This window comes from Streptomyces endophytica (assembly GCF_026153355.1).
GTDB lineage: Bacteria > Actinomycetota > Actinomycetes > Streptomycetales > Streptomycetaceae > Streptomyces > Streptomyces endophytica.
In genome coordinates this window covers 3,677,767-3,695,377 of record NZ_CP110636.1, presented here as the reverse complement: position 1 = coordinate 3,695,377, position 17,611 = coordinate 3,677,767, and the positions used below count along the sequence as shown (strand labels likewise).

Genomic DNA, 17,611 nt, shown 5'->3' with positions numbered 1-17,611 from the left:
CCTCACTCCTCCGGAGGGAAGACCGCCGCCCCGCTGTCCGCCGCGGTGAGGGTGATCGCCTCCACGGGGCACCCCTCGGCCGCCGCCAGTACGCGCTCGCCGGCCTCCGTCTCCGTCGCCACCGGGTGGGACTGCCGCGCGGTGTCCAGCCGGAACCCGTCCGGTGCCGCGCCGACGCACATCCCCGACCCGATGCACACGCCCCGGTCGACGGCCACCCGCCACCGTTCCGCCGCCCGTCCCTCCGCGTCCGCCATCACGCACCCGCCGGCAGGTGGATCATCTTGTGCTCCAGATACTCGCCGAACCCCTCGGGCCCGAACTCCCGCCCGATCCCGGAGTTCTTGTAGCCGCCGAACGGCCCGAGCATGTCGATGCTGAACGTGTTGACCGAGTACGTACCGGTCCGCACCCGCCGCGCCACCTCGATGCCGTGCTCGACATCGCCCGTCCACACCGAGCCGGACAGCCCGTAGTCGGAGTCGTTGGCGATCCGTACCGCCTCCGCCTCGTCCTCGTACGGCAGCAGGCAGATCACCGGCCCGAAGATCTCCTCCCGGGCGATCCGCATGCCGTTGCCGACCTCGCCGAAGAGCGTCGGTTCGACGTACCAGCCGGTGGTCTGCCCCTTCGGACGGCCGCCGCCGGTGAGGACCTTGGCGCCTTCCTTCTGGCCCAGCGCGATGTAGTCCAGCGAGCGCTGCTGCTGCCGGCGGGCGACCAGCGGGCCGACCTCGGTGGCCGGATCCAGCGGATCGCCCACGGTGAGCGCGGACGCCGCCGCGGTGAAGCGCTCGGCGATCTCGTCGTAGTGGCTGCGCGGCGCGAGGATCCGGGTCTGCGCCACGCACGCCTGCCCGTTGATCATCCAGGCGAACGGCACGATGCCGGCCACCGCCGCGTCCAGATCGGCGTCCGGCAGGATCACCGCCGCCGACTTACCGCCCAACTCCAGCGTGACCCGGCTGAGATTCCGGGCCGCGACCTCCATGACCCGCTTGCCCGCCGCCACCGACCCGGTGAACGACACCTTGTCCACGCCGGGATGCCCGACGAGGTACTCGCTCACCTCACGGTCCGCCGGCAGGATCGAGAGCACCCCCTCCGGCAGCCCGGCCGCGGTCGCGATCTCCGCGAGGAGGTACGCGTCCAGCGGGGTCTCCGGTGACACCTTCAGCACCACCGAACAGCCGGCCAGCAGCGCCGGCGCGAGCTTGGCGGCGGCGGTGAACTGCGGCACGTTCCACGGCACCACGGCCGCCACCACCCCGGCCGGTTCCCGCCGTACCAGGATCGGCCCCAGCACCCCGGCCCGCCGCTCCTCGAACGGGAAGTCCCGGGCCACCGTGAGCGCCGCGTCCCAGGCCAGCACTGAGGCCAGCGACTGCACCATGACGCCGGAGGTGAACGGGGTGCCGTTCTCCGCGCTGATGACCCTGGCGATCTCCTCGCTGCGCGCCGCGAAGGCGTCCTTGATGCGGGTCACCACCTCGATCCGGTCCGCGAGCGGGGCGTTCGCCCACACCCCGGACGCGAAGGAGGCGCGGGCCGCGGCCACCGCACGGTCGACATCGGCCCGCGAGGCGTGCGGGACCCGGCCGATGACCTGCTCGGTGTGCGGCGAGACGACCTCGATCGTGTCCCGGCCGGCCGGATCGACCAACTCACCGCCTATGTAGAGCTTTCCGTGCTCGACGAGGTCGCTCATGGCTGCCGCCTTCCGACGATGACCAGCTGTGGACGGGCGATGGCGGTGCTACGCACCTTGCTGACGGATCGTCAGGCACGCTGCCGCATCAGGAACTGTTACCAGTTCCAGTGGGAGGAGTCCACGGCGCCGACCGAATCCGGGCCCCGCCAACTCCCCCATGACGGTGGACACTTAGCCCCTCACTTGAAACCCGTTCTAGTTATAGTGAGGGCGGCTTCGACGAGAGGGGTCCGCGATGGGCGCGCAGGTGATCGACCACAAGGGCGGGGTGTGGAGCATCGCCGTCCCCATCCCGGACAATCCACTCGGCCACACCCTCGTCCACCTCCTGGAGACCGACCGCGGGCCGGTACTGATCGACACCGGATGGGACGATCCGGACTCCTGGGACACCTTGGTGGCCGGCGTGACCGCCTGCGGTTTCGCCCTCACCGATCTCCACGGCGTACTGATCACCCATCACCACCCCGATCACCACGGCCTCTCCGCCAAGGTGCGGGAGGCGTCCGGTGCCTGGATCGCGATGCACGCCGCGGACACCGCCGTCGTACGCCGCACCCGCGCGGCCGTACCAGGAGAGTGGCTCGACTACCTGATCACCAAGCTCTCCACCGCGGGCGCACCGGACGAGCACGTGGCCCGACTGCGGGCGGCACACGCCAAGCGGAGGAGCGGCCGCCGGCCGGCGGGCCGGGAGGTCGCGCTACCGGACCGCGACATCGCCCCGGGCGAACTGCTCGACCTGCCGGGCCGCCGGCTGCGCGCCATCTGGACGCCGGGCCACACGCCGGGCCATGTGTGCCTGCACCTGGAGGAGGAGCACCCGGCGGCCGGCCCGCGTCAGAGCGGACCGGCGGGCAGAGGCGGAGGCGGAGGCGGAGGCGGACAAGGACGTGGCTTCGGGCGGCTGTTCTCCGGCGACCACCTCCTCCCCGGCATCACCCCGCACATCGGCCTGTACGAGGATCCGGACGGCGAGGGGAGTCCCACCCGCTCGAACGAAGCGGAGAGCCTGGGAGGCGCCACCGACCCCCTGGGCGACTACCTCGACTCCCTCGAACGCGTCGCCCGCCTCGCGCCCGCCGAGGTCCTGCCCGCACATCAGCACGCCTTCACCGATGCCGGCGGACGCGTACGCGAGCTCATCGCCCACCATGAAGAGCGGCTCTCCGGACTGAGAGCACTGCTCCGCGAACCCCTGACCCCCTGGGAACTCGCCGTCCGCATGGAGTGGAACCGCCCGTGGGAGCACATCCCTTTCGCGTCGCGGAACATCGCGGTCTCGGAGGCCGAGGCGCATCTGCGCCGCCTGGTGAAGCTGGGGCAGGTGGAGCGGGTGGAGCGGGTGGAGCGGGCGACGGACGGTCCGGCGCGCTATCAGGCGGTGCAACTGAACCCGTAGGCGGCGCCGATGAAGCCACGGCGAAGCCACGGCCAGAAATTAAGTAGCCTCAGGCAACCAAATCGCGCTACGCTCAAGCCTCCACCACCCGCCCCGCTCACCGCACCCCCTTGCCCCCCTTTCCTCCTTCCTCCCTTCCCTCAGCCTCCGGAGGCCCCTCATGGGCGAGTTGCGCGGCGTCGCCGCCACGGCACTCGGTGTGGCCCGGATCCGTGCGGCCGAAAGCGCCCGCCCGGACCGGCTCTTCGACGACCCGTACGCCGCGGCCTTCGTGGCCGCCGCCCCGCCCCGGCCTGCCACGGTGGCGCGGGCGGACGACACGGAGGTGCCCGCCGCCCACCGGGAGGCCTTCTACCGCGGGCTGTTCCGGCACATCGTGCTGCGCACCCGCTTCTTCGACGACTACCTGACCGCAGCCACCACCGAACACGCCCTCCGCCAGGTCGTGATCCTCGCCGCCGGCCTCGACACCCGCGCCCACCGTTTGCCGTGGCCCGACGGCGTACGCCTCTACGAGGTCGACCTGCCGGAGGTGCTGGCCTTCAAGGAGCGGGTGCTGGCCGAGCAGGACGCCCGGCCGCGGTGTGCGCGTACCGCCGTCGCCGCCGACCTCCGCACGGACTGGACCGCACCACTGCGGGCCGCCGGTTTCGCGCCGGACGAGCCGACCGCCTGGCTCGTCGAGGGGCTGCTGGTCTACCTGTCGGCCGGGGACGCCGCCCGGTTGCTGACCACCCTCGGCGAGCAGTCCGCCCCGGGCAGCCGCCTCGCCTTCCCCGGCTCCGGAGACTTCCGCACCAGCGCGATGATGGCCGGTGGCCGTGCCCTGCCGTCGATGCGCGAGGTCAGCGCGCTGTGGCAGGGCGGCCTCGACGAACCGGCCGACAACTGGCTGCGCCGGCACGGCTGGCAGCCGCGCACCTACGCCCGCGAGACGGTCGCGGCGTCGTACGGGCGAGCCTCGGGCGAGCGGCCGGACGGGGCGGGCGCCGACGGGGCGGATGACCGGGGAGCCTTCGTCGTCGCCGTACGCGGCGACCGCGAGGACCCAGCCATCCAGTGCCGCAACAGGCCGCGTTCGCCCTCTTGACGGCCGGCGGTCCCGGCTCGCGCCGAGCGGCGCGGCTTACTCGGCGTCGAGCTGGTGGTCGGCCCAGACGTAGGTCTCGGGCAGCAAGTCGGTGAGGGGGACGGCTCGGAGGCGGTCGCCTTCGCCGACGATGACCTTGAGGGCGGGAAAGTAGTCGTGGAGGACCTGGCGGCACCGGCCGCACGGGGGAACCACCCCTCGGTCGCGGTCACCCACGGCGACGAGCGTGTCCAGCTCGTAGGCACCCTGGGCGGCTGCCGTGCCGATGAGGACCAGCTCGGCGCAGGGGCCTCCGGTGAAGTGGTAGGCGTTCACGGCCGTGACGATCCGGCTGTCCCGGGCGCGCGCCGCGGCCGCCATGGTGTGGTTGTCGCCCCGGCAGCGAGTACGAGCGACGTGCGCCGCGGCCTGGATGAGTTCGTGATCGACGTGGTGGGTCTGCATGGTCGCCTTCTCTGCCTGGTCATGTGACATGCGACGCTGACCCGAGGCACGAGGGCGCGCAAGTGAATATCGGCGGTGCGCTTGCCGACCGCGGGGTCCCGGCGGGCCGGCGCTCCCGAGGGCACACCCCGCCGGCCGGGGTGCCCTCCCCGCGCCCGCGGCCCCCGGTCGGGGGCCGGTTAAGGTGTGCGGGACAACGTCATCCGTACCCGATCGGGGGAAGCCGGTGTAAATCCGGCGCTGACCCTCCCCCAAGCTCTCGGCTTCGCTCAAGCCCGGGGGCACCCCCATCCGTGAGGACGGCCGGTCGCTCCTCGTGCGGCGATCCGGCCGGACGAGTCGGAGCACCCGATGGGGCACGGCCAAGGCTCGCGCCACCGGTACCGCCACGTGCGGACGGCCGGTGCGCGGCACCGTCGAGGTATACGGAGCCGAGCCCGGTGCCACCGCGCCCGATCGCAGGATCGGTGCGCGGGTGGTGGGCCGAGCGCGGCTGCGTGCACCGCCGCGACCCGACCCGAGAGGCACCGACCCGATGGCCCCCATGGCTTCCATGGCTCACCAGGCCCCTTCGACGCACCCCGTCGCCTTCCTGGCGCGCCGCGCCGCCACGGCGCTGGCGGCCGCGGTGGCCCTGGGCGCGGCCGCTGCCCCCGCCGCGTTCGCCGCCGGCCCTTCCCCGTCCCCGCAGAAGCTGCCCGCCGGGCTGTACGGCACCAAGGACCCGCAGTACGACGGCGTCTGGCGGCAGTCGCTCGCGCTGCTGGCACAGCACACGGTGGGTGTGCGGCCCGCGGCCCCGGCGGTGGACTGGCTGGTCGGGCAGCAGTGCGCGGACGGTTCGTACACCGCGTTCCGGGCCGACCCGGGCACGGCGTGTGACGCCAAGACGATGCGGGACACCAATCAGACGGCCGCCGCGGTGCAGGCGCTGGCCGCGCTCGGTGGGCACGGCAAGACCGTGACGAAGGCCGTGGACTGGCTGAAGTCGGTGCAGAACGACGATGGTGGCTGGAGCTCGATGCCCGGTTCGCCCAGCGACGCCAACTCCACCTCGGTGGTCATCGGCGCGCTGGCGGCGACCGGTCACAAGCCGGAGTCGGTCACGTCGAAGAAGGGCGGCAAGACCGCTTACGACGGGCTGCTCACCTTCCGGCTGGGCTGTGACGCCAAGGAGGAGGGGCGCGGTGCGTTCACCTTCCAGCTCAAGGGCGCGGCGCCGAACGCCGACGCCACCGCGGCCGCCGCGACCGGCGCGCTCGGCAAGGGCTTCGTCGTCGCCCCCGCTGACGGCGCCGCCGATGCTCCCGTCAAGCCGCTGACCTGCAAGGACGGTGCGGAGGACGGCGCCGGCAAGGGCAAGTCGGCGGGGGCGGACGGCCGGACGCGGGCCGCGGACGGCGGCGCCGCCTACCTCGTCGACCAGCTCGGCAGGAACGGACAGCATCTGATGTCGACGATGCCGGGTGCGGAGAAGCAGCCGGACGTCGGCAACACCGCGGATGCCGTGGTGGCGCTGGCGGCCGGTGGCCACCGCTCCGCCGCGCAGCGGCCGCTCGCGTGGCTGGAGAAGAACGCCACCGGCTGGGCCCGGCAGAACGGCCCGGCCGCGTACGCACAGTTGGTGCTCGCCGCGCACGCCACCGGCACCGACCCGCGCGCGTTCGGCGGCACCGACCTGGTGTCCGCCCTGAACGCCACCGGCCCGAAGCCGGCCGCGGTGTCCGCCGAGGCCAAGACGTCCGGGAAGGACGAGAAGGACAAGAAGGGCGACGACGGCGAGGGCGGGGGCATGGGCGTCGTGTGGGTCGTCGCCGTCGGCCTGGCCATAGGTGCCGGCATCGGCTTCCTGCTGAGCGGCCGCCGGAACCGCGGGAAGAACGGCCTCTGATGCGCCGGGCACTTAAGGCGGTGCTGCTGGCCGGCGTCCTCACCGGTCTGGCCGCCGCCCCCGCCCAGGCGCAGGAGTACCGCTACTGGTCGTTCTGGAACGGCGGCGGCAAGGACGGCTCCTGGGCGTACGCCACGGCGGGGCCGGCCACCCTGCGGCCGGCCGACGGCGCGGTCGAGGGCTTCCGCTTCACCGTCAGCGCGGACTCCGCCGCGGCCGGAAAGCCGCGTACGGCCGCGGACTTCGACGCCGTCTGCGGTACGACGCCCGCCAAGGACGGCCGCAAGCGGATCGGCATCGTGATCGACTTCGGCACGGTCGCGGACGCCCCGGGCGGTGAGCGGCCGCCGAAGGCGCGGACCGCCTGCGCCCAGGTGCCCGCGGACGCCTCGGCCGGTGAGGCTCTGGCGGCGGTCGCCCGGCCGCTGCGCTACAACTCCGACGCGCTGCTGTGCGGGATCGCCGGCTACCCGAAGTCGGGCTGTGCGGACCAGGTGAAGGACGCGGATGGAGGCGCCGGTTCCGGTGCCGGCAAGGGCAAGGAGGCCGACCGGGCTCAGGACGCCGACCGGGCCGACGACGGCGACGGCGGGCCGTCCGCCGGTCTGCTCGGGGGCGGCGCGGCCGTCCTCGTCCTCGGTGCGGCGGCCGGGTGGCAGGCGCGCCGCCGGCGCGGATGAGCGCCCCGCAGGCGACCCGTACCACCGCGCTGCACGCCGGCGCGTGGTGGCTGTGGGCGCTCGGACTGGCCACCGCGGCCTCCCGGACCACCAATCCGCTGCTGCTCGGGCTGCTGGTGGGGGTGGCCGGTTATGTCGTCGCGGTGCGGCGTACGGACGCGCCGTGGGCCCGCTCGTACGGCGCGTTCGTGAAGCTGGGTCTGCTGGTGATCGGCATCCGGCTGGTCTTCGCGTTCGTCCTCGGCTCACCGGTCCCGGGTAGCCACACGCTCGTCACGCTTCCCGAAGTGCCGCTGCCGGACTGGGCCGAGGGCGTCCGGATCGGTGGCCGGGTCACCGCGGAGGGCATGCTCTTCGCCCTCTACGACGGGCTGAAGCTGGCCGCCTTGCTGATCTGCGTCGGCGCCGCGAACGCGCTGGCCAACCCGTCCCGGTTGCTGAAGTCGCTGCCCGGTGCGCTGTACGAGGCGGGCGTCGCCGTGGTCGTCGCGATGACCTTCGCCCCGAACCTGGTCGCCGACGTCCAGCGGCTCCGGGCCGCCCGCCGGCTGCGCGGCCGTCCCGACCGGGGCTTCAAGGCGCTGCTCCAGGTCGGACTGCCGGTGCTGGAGGGCGCGTTGGAGCGTTCGGTGGCGCTGGCCGCGGCCATGGACGCCCGCGGTTACGGCCGTAGCGCCCGGGTCCCGCGTGCCGTACGGCACACCACCTCCGCCCTCACCCTCGGCGGGCTGCTGGGCGTCTGCGCGGGCACGTACGGCCTGCTCGGTGACGCCGGGGCCGGTTACGGGCTGCCCCTCCTCCTGGCCGGGCTGGCGGCGGCGCTGACCGGGCTGTGGCTGGGCGGCCGCCGTTCCGTGCGCACCCGTTACCGCCCCGAACGGTGGGGCCCGCGCGCCTGCTTGGTGGCGGGTTCCGGCATCGCCGTCGCGGCCCTGACGATCTGGGCCGGCGGCTACGCCCCCGCCGCCCTTCACCCGCCCGCCTTCCCGCTCACCGCCCCGGTCCTGCCGCTCTGGCCGGCCGCGTCCCTCCTCGTCGGCCTCCTCCCGGCCGTCGTGGCCCCGGCCCCGGCCCCGCCCGGCGCCACCGCCCCGGCCGCGGGCCCGGCCACCACCAGGGCCACCAGAACCACCAGGACCACCCAGACCGCCCAGAAGGAGACCAGCCAGTGATCCGGTTCGAGCAGGTCTCCGTCACCTACGGAGACGCCGCCGCGCCTGCCGTCCAGGGCGTGGACCTGACCGTCCCGGAGGGCGAGCTGTGCCTCCTGGTCGGCCCCTCCGGCGTCGGCAAGTCGACGGTGCTGAACGCGGTCTGCGGGCTGGTCCCGCATTTCACCGGGGGGACGCTGCACGGCCGGGTCACCGTCGACGGCCGGGACACCCGCACCCACAAGCCGCGCGAACTGGCCGATGTGGTCGGGACGGTGGGCCAGGACCCGCTGGCGCACTTCGTCACCGACACCGTCGAGGACGAGCTCGCCTACGGCATGGAGTCGCTGGGGCTCGCACCGGACGTGATGCGCCGCCGAGTCGAGGAGACCCTCGACCTGCTGGGCCTGGCCGAGCTGCGGGACCGGGCCCTGGCCACCCTCTCGGGCGGGCAGAGGCAGCGGGTGGCCATCGGTTCGGTGCTCACCACCCACCCCAAGGTCCTGGTCCTGGACGAGCCGACCTCGGCCCTGGACCCGGCCGCCGCCGAAGAGGTGCTCTCCGTCCTCCAGCGTCTGGTGCACGATCTGGGGACCACCGTCCTGCTGGCCGAACACCGGCTGGAGCGCGTGATCCAGTACGCCGACCAGGTCATCCTGCTCCCCGCGCCCGGTGCGCCGCCGGTCATGGGCGCACCGTCCGACGTCATGGCGGTCTCCCCGGTCCATCCCCCCGTGGTGGCCCTGGGCAAGCTCGCCGGCTGGTCCCCGCTCCCGCTGTCCGTACGGGACGCCCGCCGCAAGGCCGCTCCACTGCGGGCGCGGCTGGAAACCGTCACACCACCACGGCCGGTGGACACCACCCAGGCCGCGGGGGCCGCGACGGTCACGGAGGTCACCGGGCTCGGTGTGCGCCGGGGGCGGATCGAGGCGCTGCACCGGGTGGACCTGTCCGTCCGGCGCGGCGAGACCGTCGCCCTGATGGGGCGGAACGGCGCGGGGAAGTCCACGCTCCTGACCACCCTCGTCGGGATGCACCAGCCGTCGTCCGGCGCGGTGCTGGTGGGCGGCGTCGTTCCGCACCGGACCGGCCCGCGGGAGCTGTTGCGGCAGGTCGGCCTGGTGCCGCAGGAGCCCCGTGACCTCCTCTACGCGGACACCGTCGCCGCCGAGTGCGCCGCGGCCGACCGGGACGCGGCCGCCCCCGCGGGCAGCTGCCGGACGCTGGTCGCGCGGCTGCTGCCCGGTGTGCCGGATTCCGTTCATCCCCGGGACCTGTCGGAGGGCCAGCGGCTCGCGCTCGCCCTCGCGGTCGTGCTGACCGCCCGGCCTCCGCTGCTCCTGCTCGACGAGCCCACCCGCGGCCTGGATTACGCCGCCAAGGCCCGCCTGGTCGAGGTGTTGCGCGCGCTCGCGGCCGAGGGGCACGCCATCGTCCTGGCCACCCATGACGTGGAGCTCGCGGCCGAGTTGGCGCACCGGGTGGTGATCCTCGCGGACGGTGAGGTGGTCGCCGACGGGCCCACCGAGGAGGTGGTGGTCTCGTCGCCGTCGTTCGCCCCGCAGGTCGCGAAGGTGCTGGCACCGCTGCCCTGGCTGACCGTTCCGCAGGTGGCCGGTGCGCTGGAGGGCGCCGTATGACGGCCGGCCGGCAGGCCCGTGCGGTGCGGCTCGGGCCCCGCTCCGTCGCCGCGCTGGTCCTGGTGTCGGCGATCGGTGTGATGGCGTTCGGCTGGCCGCTGCTGGCCGATTCCGCGTCCGGGCTCGCCCATTCCAAGGACGCGCCGTGGCTGTTCGCGGCGCTGCTGCCGATGCTGCTCGCCGTGGTGGTGGCGACGATCGCCGACGTCGGCCTGGACGCGAAGGCGATCGCCATGCTCGGTGTGCTGGCCGCGGCCGGGGCCGCGCTGCGTCCGCTGGGCGCGGGGACGGCCGGGGTCGAGCCGATGTTCTTCCTGATGGTGCTGGCGGGCCGGGTGCTCGGGCCCGGCTTCGGCTTCGTGCTGGGTTCCGTGGCGATGTTCGCCTCGGCGCTGCTGACCGGCGGCGTCGGCCCGTGGATGCCGTTCCAGATGCTGACGATGGGCTGGGTGTCGATGGGCGCCGGTCTGCTGCCGGGGGCCGACCGGCTGCGCGGACGCCGCGAGTTGGCGCTGCTGGCCGCCTACGGCGCCGTCTCCGCGGTGCTGTACGGCCTGGTGATGAACCTCCAGGGCTGGCCGTACATCGCGGGCATGGCCTCGGGCGTCTCGTTCGTACCGGGCGACCCGCTGGACCAGAACCTCGCCCGGTACGTCGCCTACTGCCTCGCCACCTCACTCGGCTGGGACCTCCCCCGTGCCCTGGTCACCGTGGTCCTCACCGTCACGCTGGGCGGGGCCGTCCTCAAGGCCCTGCGCCGCGCCACCCGCCGCGCCGCCTTCGACGTCCCGGTCGCGTTCGACCAGGGGTAGCCCGTGAGGGGTGACGACAGCCGCTGCGGGGCCGCTAGAGCCGCTGGATGATCGTCGCCGTCGCCAGTGCTCCGCCCGCGCACATGGTGATCAGCGCGAACTCCTTGTCCGCGCGTTCCAGTTCGTGCAGCGCGGTGGTGATGAGCCGGGCGCCGGTGGCGCCGACGGGGTGGCCCAGGGCGATGGCGCCGCCGTTCACATTGACCTTCGCGAGGTCCTGCTCGAAGACCTGGGCCCAGGAGAGCACGACGGAGGCGAAGGCCTCGTTGATCTCGACGAGGTCGATGTCCTTGAGGGACATCCCGGCCTTGCCGAGCACCGCGCGGGTGGCGTCGATCGGGCCGTCGAGGTGGAAGTGCGGGTCGGAGCCGACCAGGGCCTGGGCGACGATACGGGCGCGCGGCCGGAGCTTGAGGGCGCGGGCCATCCGCTTGGAGGCCCACATGATGGCAGCGGCGCCGTCGGAGATCTGTGAGGAGTTGCCGGCCGTGTGGACGGCGGTCGGCATGACGGGCTTGAGGCCGGCCAGCGCCTCCATGCTGGTGTCGCGCAGGCCCTCGTCGCGGTCGACCAGCCGCCACATGCCCCCTCCCGCGGCCTGTTCGTCCTCGGTGGTGGGGACCTGGACGGCGAACGTCTCGCGTTTGAAGCGTTCCTCGGCCCAGGCGGTGGCCGCGCGCTCCTGGGAGATCAGTCCGAGGGCGTCGACGTTCTCGCGGGTGAGTCCCCGGTGGCGGGCGATGCGTTCGGCGGCCTCGAACTGGTTGGGCAGATCGACGTTCCACTCGTCGGGCCAGGGCTTTCCGGGACCGTGCTTGGAGCCGCTGCCGAGCGGAACCCGGGACATCGCCTCGACGCCGCAGCCGATGCCCACGTCGATCACACCGCCGGCGATCATGTTGGCGACCATGTGGTTGGCCTGCTGGGACGAGCCGCACTGGCAGTCCACGGTGGTCGCGGCGGTCTCGTAGGGGAGGCCCATGGTCAGCCAGGCGTTGCGGGCCGGGTTCATCGACTGTTCGCCGGCGTGGGTGACGGTGCCGCCGACGATCTGTTCGACGCAGTCGGGCTGGATGCCCGTACGGGCGAGCAGTTCGCGGTAGGTCTCCCCCAGGAGGTAGGCGGGGTGGAGGTTGGCGAGCGCGCCCTGGCGCCTGCCGATCGGGGTGCGTACGGCTTCGACGATGACGGGTTCCGCGGCCATGACTGACTCGTCCTCTCCTCGCGTCCGCGGGCGTCCCGACACCCACGGAACAGAACTAGTACGCGTTCTAGTTCTGCGAACAGTCTCGTGAGCCGCCACCCGGCGCGCAAGAGGCATGCAACCCCCTTGTCCGGAACGGGAATCGCCGAGACCCTTGCCACTTATAGAACTCGTTACTACCTTCACCGCGACCCCCGCACCTGATGTTCCGTCAGAAAGACGATGGCCCACGGACCAGGAGTCGCCGATGCCATGCCCAGCGCTGCCCGAGGGGTTCGACTTCACCGATCCCGACGTCTACCGGTCCCGCGTCCCGCTCCCCGAGTTCGCTCAGCTGCGGCAGACCGCGCCCGTGTGGTGGAACGCCCAGCCGCACGGCATCGCCGGCTTCGACGACGACGGCTACTGGGTCGTCACCCGCCATCAGGACGTCAAGGAGGTCTCCACCAAGCCGGAGGTCTTCTCCGCGAACCTCAACACCTCGATCATCCGGTTCAACGCCTCGATGACCCGGGAGCAGATCGACGTCCAGAAGCTGATCATGCTGAACATGGACCCGCCCGAGCACACCCGGGTGCGCCAGATAGTGCAGCGCGGATTCACCCCGCGCTCCATCCGGGCGCTGGAGGACGCGCTGCGCGGGCGGGCCGGGCACATCGTCGCCCAGGCCCGGGAGAACGGCTCGGGGGACTTCGTCACCGACGTCGCCTGTGAGCTCCCCCTCCAGGCCATCGCCGAACTCATCGGCATCCCCCAGGACGACCGGGCCCGCATCTTCGACTGGTCCAACAAGATGGTGGCCTACGACGATCCCGAACTGGCCATCACCGAAGAGGTCGGCTCCAACGCGGCCATGGAGCTGATCTCGTACGCGATGAACCTCGCCGCGGCGCGCAAGGAGTGCCCGGCCAAGGACATCGTCAGCCAGCTGGTGGCGGCGGAGGACCAGGGCAACCTCGGCTCCGACGAGTTCGGCTTCTTCGTGCTGCTGCTGGCGGTGGCCGGCAACGAGACCACCCGCAACGCCATCACGCACGGCATGCACGCCTTCCTCACCCACCCCGGCCAGTGGGAGCTCTACAAGCGCGAACGCCCGGCCACCGCGGCCGAGGAGATCGTGCGCTGGGCCACCCCGGTGGTGTCCTTCCAGCGCACCGCCACCCAGGACACCGAACTGGGCGGCGCACGGATCAAGAAGGGCCAGCGGGTCGGGATCTTCTACTCGTCCGCCAACAACGATCCCGAGGTCTTCGACCACCCCGAGGTCTTCGACATCACCCGCGACCCCAACCCCCACCTGGGCTTCGGGGGCGGCGGACCACACTTCTGCCTCGGCAAGTCGCTGGCCGTACTGGAGATCAACCTGATCTTCCAGGCCATCGCGGACGCCATGCCGGACATCTCGCTGGCGGGCGATCCCCGGCGGTTGCGCTCGGCCTGGCTCAACGGCGTGAAGGAACTCCAGGTGCGGTACGGCTGAGCCGTTGCTCCGTGCGGCGCCCGGTGGCCGACAGGGACCACCGGGCGCCGCGATATGTCTGAAAACGGTTTGCCGCTCAACCTTGCCAGCCGTCAGGGGCGGTCCTACATTCGAACTCGCGAGTAAGTAACCGCGGGTAACCCGTCCTTCCCCCTCACGCGCCGCCCGGTTCCCCTGCGCACCTCCACGCACCGTTCCCCCCACATGTCGCGACAGCGTGCTCCACCGCTCTGACGAAGGGGACCCAGACCATGCAGGACACACAAGGCAGACCCGTCACGGGACGCACCAGCTGGCGGAAGTTCGCCGTGCTGGCCGTCCCGGCCCTCGCCGGTACCGCGGCCCTGGGCATCGCCCTGGCCAACGGGGCACTGGCCGCATCGTTCGCCGTATCGGGACAGCAGTTCAAGGTGTCCGCCGACAGCCTCAAGGGCGACGGATTCGCCCAGTACGGCAGCGTGGACACCAACGCCAGGGGAGATCTTCTGCCGGTCGCGGTCACCGCCATCAAGACCGCGCAGCTGCACAACCTCTGTCAGTCGGTGGTCACCCACCTGCCCGTCATCGGGGACATCTCGCTCAACCTCAGTGCCGGAACGGGCAGTACGCCCGTCGAGGCCAGCAATCTGTTCGTGGACGCCACCCAGCTCTCCGGCAACGCGTCCTTCCACGCCATCGAGATCGGCCGGGACGCCTCCACCCTGGACAAGGGCCCGGACAGCGCGCAGGGCATGCAGGATCTCTTCGCCCAGCAGGCCGACGACGTCAGCATCACCCACCTCCGGCAGACCGCCTGGGCGACCAACGCCGGCACCTTCAAGCTCTCCGGCCTGCACATGAAGATCTCCAAGGGCGCGAAGGAATGCTTCTGACCTGGCGGCGCTGGCGCACGGGACGGCCCTTCTGGGGCGGTCTGGCGGCCGTCGTCGCCGGCGCCGAGATCTGCGCCATCCCCCTGGCGCCCCTGAAGATCATGCTCCAACAGGGCATCGCCGGTGTCCCGTCCGTCCTGATGGGACTGGTGATGATCCTGATGGGACTCTCCGCGTGGTTCGCACCGCACTACCGGGGCCTCGCGGGGGTGCTCACCGTCCTGTGTGCGGCGGCCGCACTGGTGATGTCCAACCTGGGCGGCTTCCTGATCGGCACGGTCATCGGGATCCTCGGCGGCTCGATGATCTTCGCCTGGCAGCCGACCGAGGCGGCGGAACCGCCGTCGCCGTAACTCCCGTGCGGCCCCCCCTGTGGAACGCCCCTCTCCGGAACCCCTCCGGACCCCTCTGGAACCCCCTGGACCCCTCTGGAACCCCCTCTGGAAGGAACCCCTCCATGACGCATGCCCAAGACCCCACATCCGCCCGGCCCCGTAACTCCCTTGCCTGCCGTGCCTCCCGTACGCCCCGTGCCTTCCGTACGCCCCGCAGGCGGGCGTTGGTCGTCGCCGGTACCGGGATCGCCGCGGCGGTCGGACTGACGGCGGGGGTGACCGGTCCGGCGATGGCGCAGCCGGCCGGGGCCGCCGACGCCACGACCGTCAGCCCCGCCGGCCACGCCTTCACCGCCACCCTCACCGGCAAGGCCACCTTCACCGCCGGATCGGTGACCGTGACCTGCACGACCTCGACGTCCAGCGGCCAGGTCCCGGCCGCGCCCGGCAACCACAACGACGCCGGGCCGGTGAGCAGTTCGACCACCCCGGCGACCTACGGCTCCTGTACGACGAGCATGCCCGGGGTGAGCGCGACCGTCACCACGACCGGCACCTGGGGCGTGGCCATGCAGAACGGGACACCGGTGACCGCCGGGCTGACCATCCCCTCGGGCGGGTTCGTGCTCAAGACCAGCGGTCTGGCGTCCTGCACGGTGACCGCGGCACCCACCGCGGCGGCCACCGTCAACGGCACCTGGACCAACGGGGCGCCGTCCACCCTGACCTTCACCAAAGCGGCGGTGCCGGTGAAGGTGGTGGGCGGGTTCGGCTGCCCCACCAGTGCGACGAGTTCGACGTTCAACGCCGCCTATCAGGTGCGCGACACCACCGATCCGGCGTCCCAGATCACCGTCACCGGGTGAGGCCGGCGGCCGCCACCGTCACCAGGGCCACCGCCACCGCCGTGGCACTCACGCACGCGGTGACCAGCCGTCGCCGGAGGACCCGGTAGACCCCCTCGTATTCGGTCCGCAGACTCGCGCTGCGGACCGCAATACGTTGCAGATAGGCCCGCGAGGTCTCGTGCTGGTCCTGGCAATAGCGGACCGCCACTTCCTGCCGCTGGGTGTCGGTCAGCCAGGGCAGTCCCGCACAGAAGGCCTCCGCGCGGGTGCGGGCGCGGTCCTTCTCCGCCTCCCAGAGCAGAAAGCCCTCGATTTCGTTGACGGCCCGGTCCAGATCCCGTTCGCTCTCCCGGATCCTTTCCTCGCCGGTGCGGATGCGCTCGCTCATGCCCGGGCCTCGATTCCGGTACCGGAACGGTCCCCGTCATTCCTCGCGTCCGTGAGTTCCCGGGCGATCTCCGGGTGGTGCAGATCGAATGCCGGCGATTCGGAGCGAATACGGGGCAGGGAGAGGAAGTTGTGCCGCGGCGGCGGGCAGGACGTGGCCCACTCCAGCGAACGGCCATAGCCCCACGGGTCGTCGACCTCGACCTTCTCGCCGTACTTCGCGGTCTTCCAGACGTTGTAGAGGAACGGCAGGATCGACAGGCCGAGGAGGAAGGAGAAGATGCTGGAGACGGTGTTCAGGGCGGTGAATCCATCGGCCGCGAGATAGTCCGGAATACGGCGGATCATGCCTTCCGCGCCGAGCCAGTGCTGGACGAGGAACGTGCCGTGGAAGCCGATGAACAGCGTCCAGAACGTGATCTTCCCGAGCCGCTCGTCGAGCATCTTGCCGGTGAACTTCGGCCACCAGAAGTGGAAGCCGGAGAACATCGCGAAGACGACCGTTCCGAAGACCACATAGTGGAAGTGCGCCACGACGAAGTACGTGTCGGAGATGTGGAAGTCCATCGGCGGCGAGGCCAGGATGACGCCGGTCAGACCACCGAAGACGAAGGTGATCAGGAAGCCGACCGCCCACAGCATCGGCGTCTCGAAGGACAGCGAGCCCTTCCACATCGTGCCGATCCAGTTGAAGAACTTCACACCGGTCGGAACGGCGATCAGGAACGTCATGAAGGAGAAGAACGGCAGCAGCACACCGCCGGTGACGTACATGTGGTGCGCCCACACCGTGACCGAAAGGCCGGCGATCGAAATCGTCGCCGCGATCAGACCGAAGTAACCGAACATCGGCTTCCGGGAGAACACCGGAATGACCTCGGAAATGATGCCGAAGAACGGCAGCGCGATGATGTACACCTCCGGATGCCCGAAGAACCAGAAGAGGTGCTGCCAGAGGAACGCGCCGCCGTTCGCGGCATCGAAGACATGCGCACCGAATTTACGGTCCACCTCCAGTGCGAACAGCGCCGCCGCGAGCACCGGGAAGGCCAGCAGGACCAATACACCGGTCAGCAGCACGTTCCAGGTGAAGATCGGCATCCGGAACATCGTCATGCCAGGCGCCCGCATGCAGATGATGGTCGTGATGAAGTTGACCGCACCGAGGATGGTGCCGAAACCGGAGAAGGCCAGACCCATGATCCACATGTCGCCGCCGATCCCGGGGGAATGCACCGCGTCCGAGAGCGGCGCATAGGCGAACCAACCGAAGTCCGCCGCCCCTTGCGGGGTGAGAAATCCGCCCACCGCGATCAGCGAGCCGAAGAGGTAGAGCCAGTACGCGAACATGTTCAGCCGGGGAAAGGCGACATCGGGCGCGCCGATCTGCAGCGGCATGATCCAGTTCGCGAAACCGGCGAACAGCGGCGTCGCGAACATCAGCAGCATGATCGTGCCGTGCATCGTGAACGCCTGGTTGAACTGCTCGTTCGACATGATCTGGTGGCCCGGCCGGGCCAGTTCGGCGCGCATGACCAGCGCCAGCAGCCCGCCGACGCAGAAGAACGCGAAGGCGGTGACCAGATAGAGCGTGCCGATCGTCTTGTGGTCAGTGGTCGTCAGCCACTTCACGGGGAGCTTCATGCCCCGTTGGTGTCCGGGAC

The 17,611-nt window shown here is 71.6% G+C and carries 17 protein-coding genes; 11 read left to right on the top strand and 6 right to left on the bottom strand.

What is annotated here, in order from left to right; genetic code table 11:
* Positions 1-2: 2 nt before the first annotated feature.
* Both OJ254_RS16510 and OJ254_RS16505 read right to left on the bottom strand, forming a co-directional pair.
* On the bottom strand, positions 3-257 hold the full coding sequence (locus tag OJ254_RS16510) for a ferredoxin (protein WP_265362938.1): 255 nt from the start codon (positions 255-257) through the stop codon (positions 3-5).
* Positions 257-1,708: an aldehyde dehydrogenase gene (locus OJ254_RS16505; RefSeq protein WP_265362937.1), complete on the bottom strand. Its 1,452-nt coding sequence runs from the start codon at positions 1,706-1,708 to the stop codon at positions 257-259. The genes OJ254_RS16510 and OJ254_RS16505 overlap by 1 nt, the downstream gene beginning before the upstream one ends.
* A gap of 238 nt (positions 1,709-1,946) precedes the next feature.
* Between OJ254_RS16505 and OJ254_RS16500 the strand changes: the two genes are divergently transcribed.
* Both OJ254_RS16500 and OJ254_RS16495 read left to right on the top strand, forming a co-directional pair.
* A complete protein-coding gene (locus OJ254_RS16500; protein ID WP_265362936.1) occupies positions 1,947-3,113 on the top strand; it encodes a Strvi_7410 family MBL fold metallo-hydrolase in 1,167 nt (388 codons plus the stop codon).
* Between the two features lie 160 nt (positions 3,114-3,273).
* Positions 3,274-4,203, top strand: coding sequence for an SAM-dependent methyltransferase (locus tag OJ254_RS16495; RefSeq protein WP_265362935.1), 930 nt, complete (start codon positions 3,274-3,276; stop codon positions 4,201-4,203).
* 36 nt (positions 4,204-4,239) lie between these two features.
* Here OJ254_RS16495 and OJ254_RS16490 read toward each other — a convergent pair whose 3' ends face one another.
* Positions 4,240-4,647: a cytidine/deoxycytidylate deaminase family protein gene (locus OJ254_RS16490; protein WP_265362934.1), complete on the bottom strand. Its 408-nt coding sequence runs from the start codon at positions 4,645-4,647 to the stop codon at positions 4,240-4,242.
* A 535-nt stretch (positions 4,648-5,182) separates the two neighbouring features.
* Here OJ254_RS16490 and OJ254_RS16485 point away from each other — a divergent pair.
* Genes OJ254_RS16485 through OJ254_RS16465 form a run of 5 tightly spaced genes read left to right on the top strand, consistent with a single transcriptional unit; the run spans position 5,183 to position 10,821 of the window.
* Positions 5,183-6,538, top strand: a complete 1,356-nt coding sequence (locus tag OJ254_RS16485; RefSeq protein ID WP_265362932.1) for an SCO2321 family membrane protein — start codon at positions 5,183-5,185, stop codon at positions 6,536-6,538.
* The gene (locus tag OJ254_RS16480; RefSeq protein ID WP_265362931.1) at positions 6,538-7,218 is read left to right on the top strand and encodes an SCO2322 family protein; all 681 of its coding nucleotides are present in this window, start codon (positions 6,538-6,540) and stop codon (positions 7,216-7,218) included. Before OJ254_RS16485 ends, OJ254_RS16480 begins: the two co-directional genes overlap by 1 nt.
* Positions 7,215-8,390, top strand: coding sequence for a CbiQ family ECF transporter T component (locus tag OJ254_RS16475; protein ID WP_265362930.1), 1,176 nt, complete (start codon positions 7,215-7,217; stop codon positions 8,388-8,390). The genes OJ254_RS16480 and OJ254_RS16475 overlap by 4 nt, the downstream gene beginning before the upstream one ends.
* Entirely contained in the window at positions 8,387-10,009 is a 1,623-nt protein-coding gene (locus OJ254_RS16470; RefSeq protein ID WP_265362929.1) for an ABC transporter ATP-binding protein, read from the top strand. Before OJ254_RS16475 ends, OJ254_RS16470 begins: the two co-directional genes overlap by 4 nt.
* Positions 10,006-10,821: an ECF transporter S component gene (locus OJ254_RS16465; protein WP_265362928.1), complete on the top strand. Its 816-nt coding sequence runs from the start codon at positions 10,006-10,008 to the stop codon at positions 10,819-10,821. The genes OJ254_RS16470 and OJ254_RS16465 overlap by 4 nt, the downstream gene beginning before the upstream one ends.
* 34 nt (positions 10,822-10,855) lie before the next feature.
* Here the strand turns inward: OJ254_RS16465 and OJ254_RS16460 are convergent, their stop codons facing one another.
* Positions 10,856-12,025 carry a steroid 3-ketoacyl-CoA thiolase gene (locus OJ254_RS16460; protein ID WP_265362926.1) on the bottom strand — a complete coding sequence of 390 codons (1,170 nt, stop codon included), beginning with the start codon at positions 12,023-12,025 and terminating at the stop codon, positions 10,856-10,858.
* A gap of 247 nt (positions 12,026-12,272) precedes the next feature.
* On the opposite strand from OJ254_RS16460, the gene OJ254_RS16455 reads away from it, so the two are divergent.
* The 4 genes from OJ254_RS16455 (at position 12,273) to OJ254_RS16440 (ending at position 15,578) form a co-directional block, all read left to right on the top strand.
* Positions 12,273-13,505, top strand: a complete 1,233-nt coding sequence (locus OJ254_RS16455) for a cytochrome P450 (protein ID WP_265362924.1) — start codon at positions 12,273-12,275, stop codon at positions 13,503-13,505.
* Positions 13,506-13,756: 251 nt separating this feature from the next.
* Positions 13,757-14,377, top strand: coding sequence for a DUF6230 family protein (locus OJ254_RS16450; RefSeq protein ID WP_265362923.1), 621 nt, complete (start codon positions 13,757-13,759; stop codon positions 14,375-14,377).
* Positions 14,368-14,730: a DUF6114 domain-containing protein gene (locus OJ254_RS16445; RefSeq protein ID WP_265362922.1), complete on the top strand. Its 363-nt coding sequence runs from the start codon at positions 14,368-14,370 to the stop codon at positions 14,728-14,730. The genes OJ254_RS16450 and OJ254_RS16445 overlap by 10 nt, the downstream gene beginning before the upstream one ends.
* 104 nt (positions 14,731-14,834) lie before the next feature.
* Positions 14,835-15,578, top strand: a complete 744-nt coding sequence (locus OJ254_RS16440) for a hypothetical protein (RefSeq protein ID WP_265362921.1) — start codon at positions 14,835-14,837, stop codon at positions 15,576-15,578.
* On the opposite strand, the gene OJ254_RS16435 is transcribed toward OJ254_RS16440, so the two are convergent.
* Positions 15,568-15,948: a hypothetical protein gene (locus OJ254_RS16435; protein WP_265362920.1), complete on the bottom strand. Its 381-nt coding sequence runs from the start codon at positions 15,946-15,948 to the stop codon at positions 15,568-15,570. The genes OJ254_RS16440 and OJ254_RS16435 overlap by 11 nt on opposite strands.
* A complete protein-coding gene (gene ctaD / locus OJ254_RS16430) occupies positions 15,945-17,591 on the bottom strand; it encodes an aa3-type cytochrome oxidase subunit I (RefSeq protein WP_265362919.1) in 1,647 nt (548 codons plus the stop codon). The genes OJ254_RS16435 and ctaD overlap by 4 nt, the downstream gene beginning before the upstream one ends.
* Between the last annotated feature and the right edge of the window lie 20 nt (positions 17,592-17,611).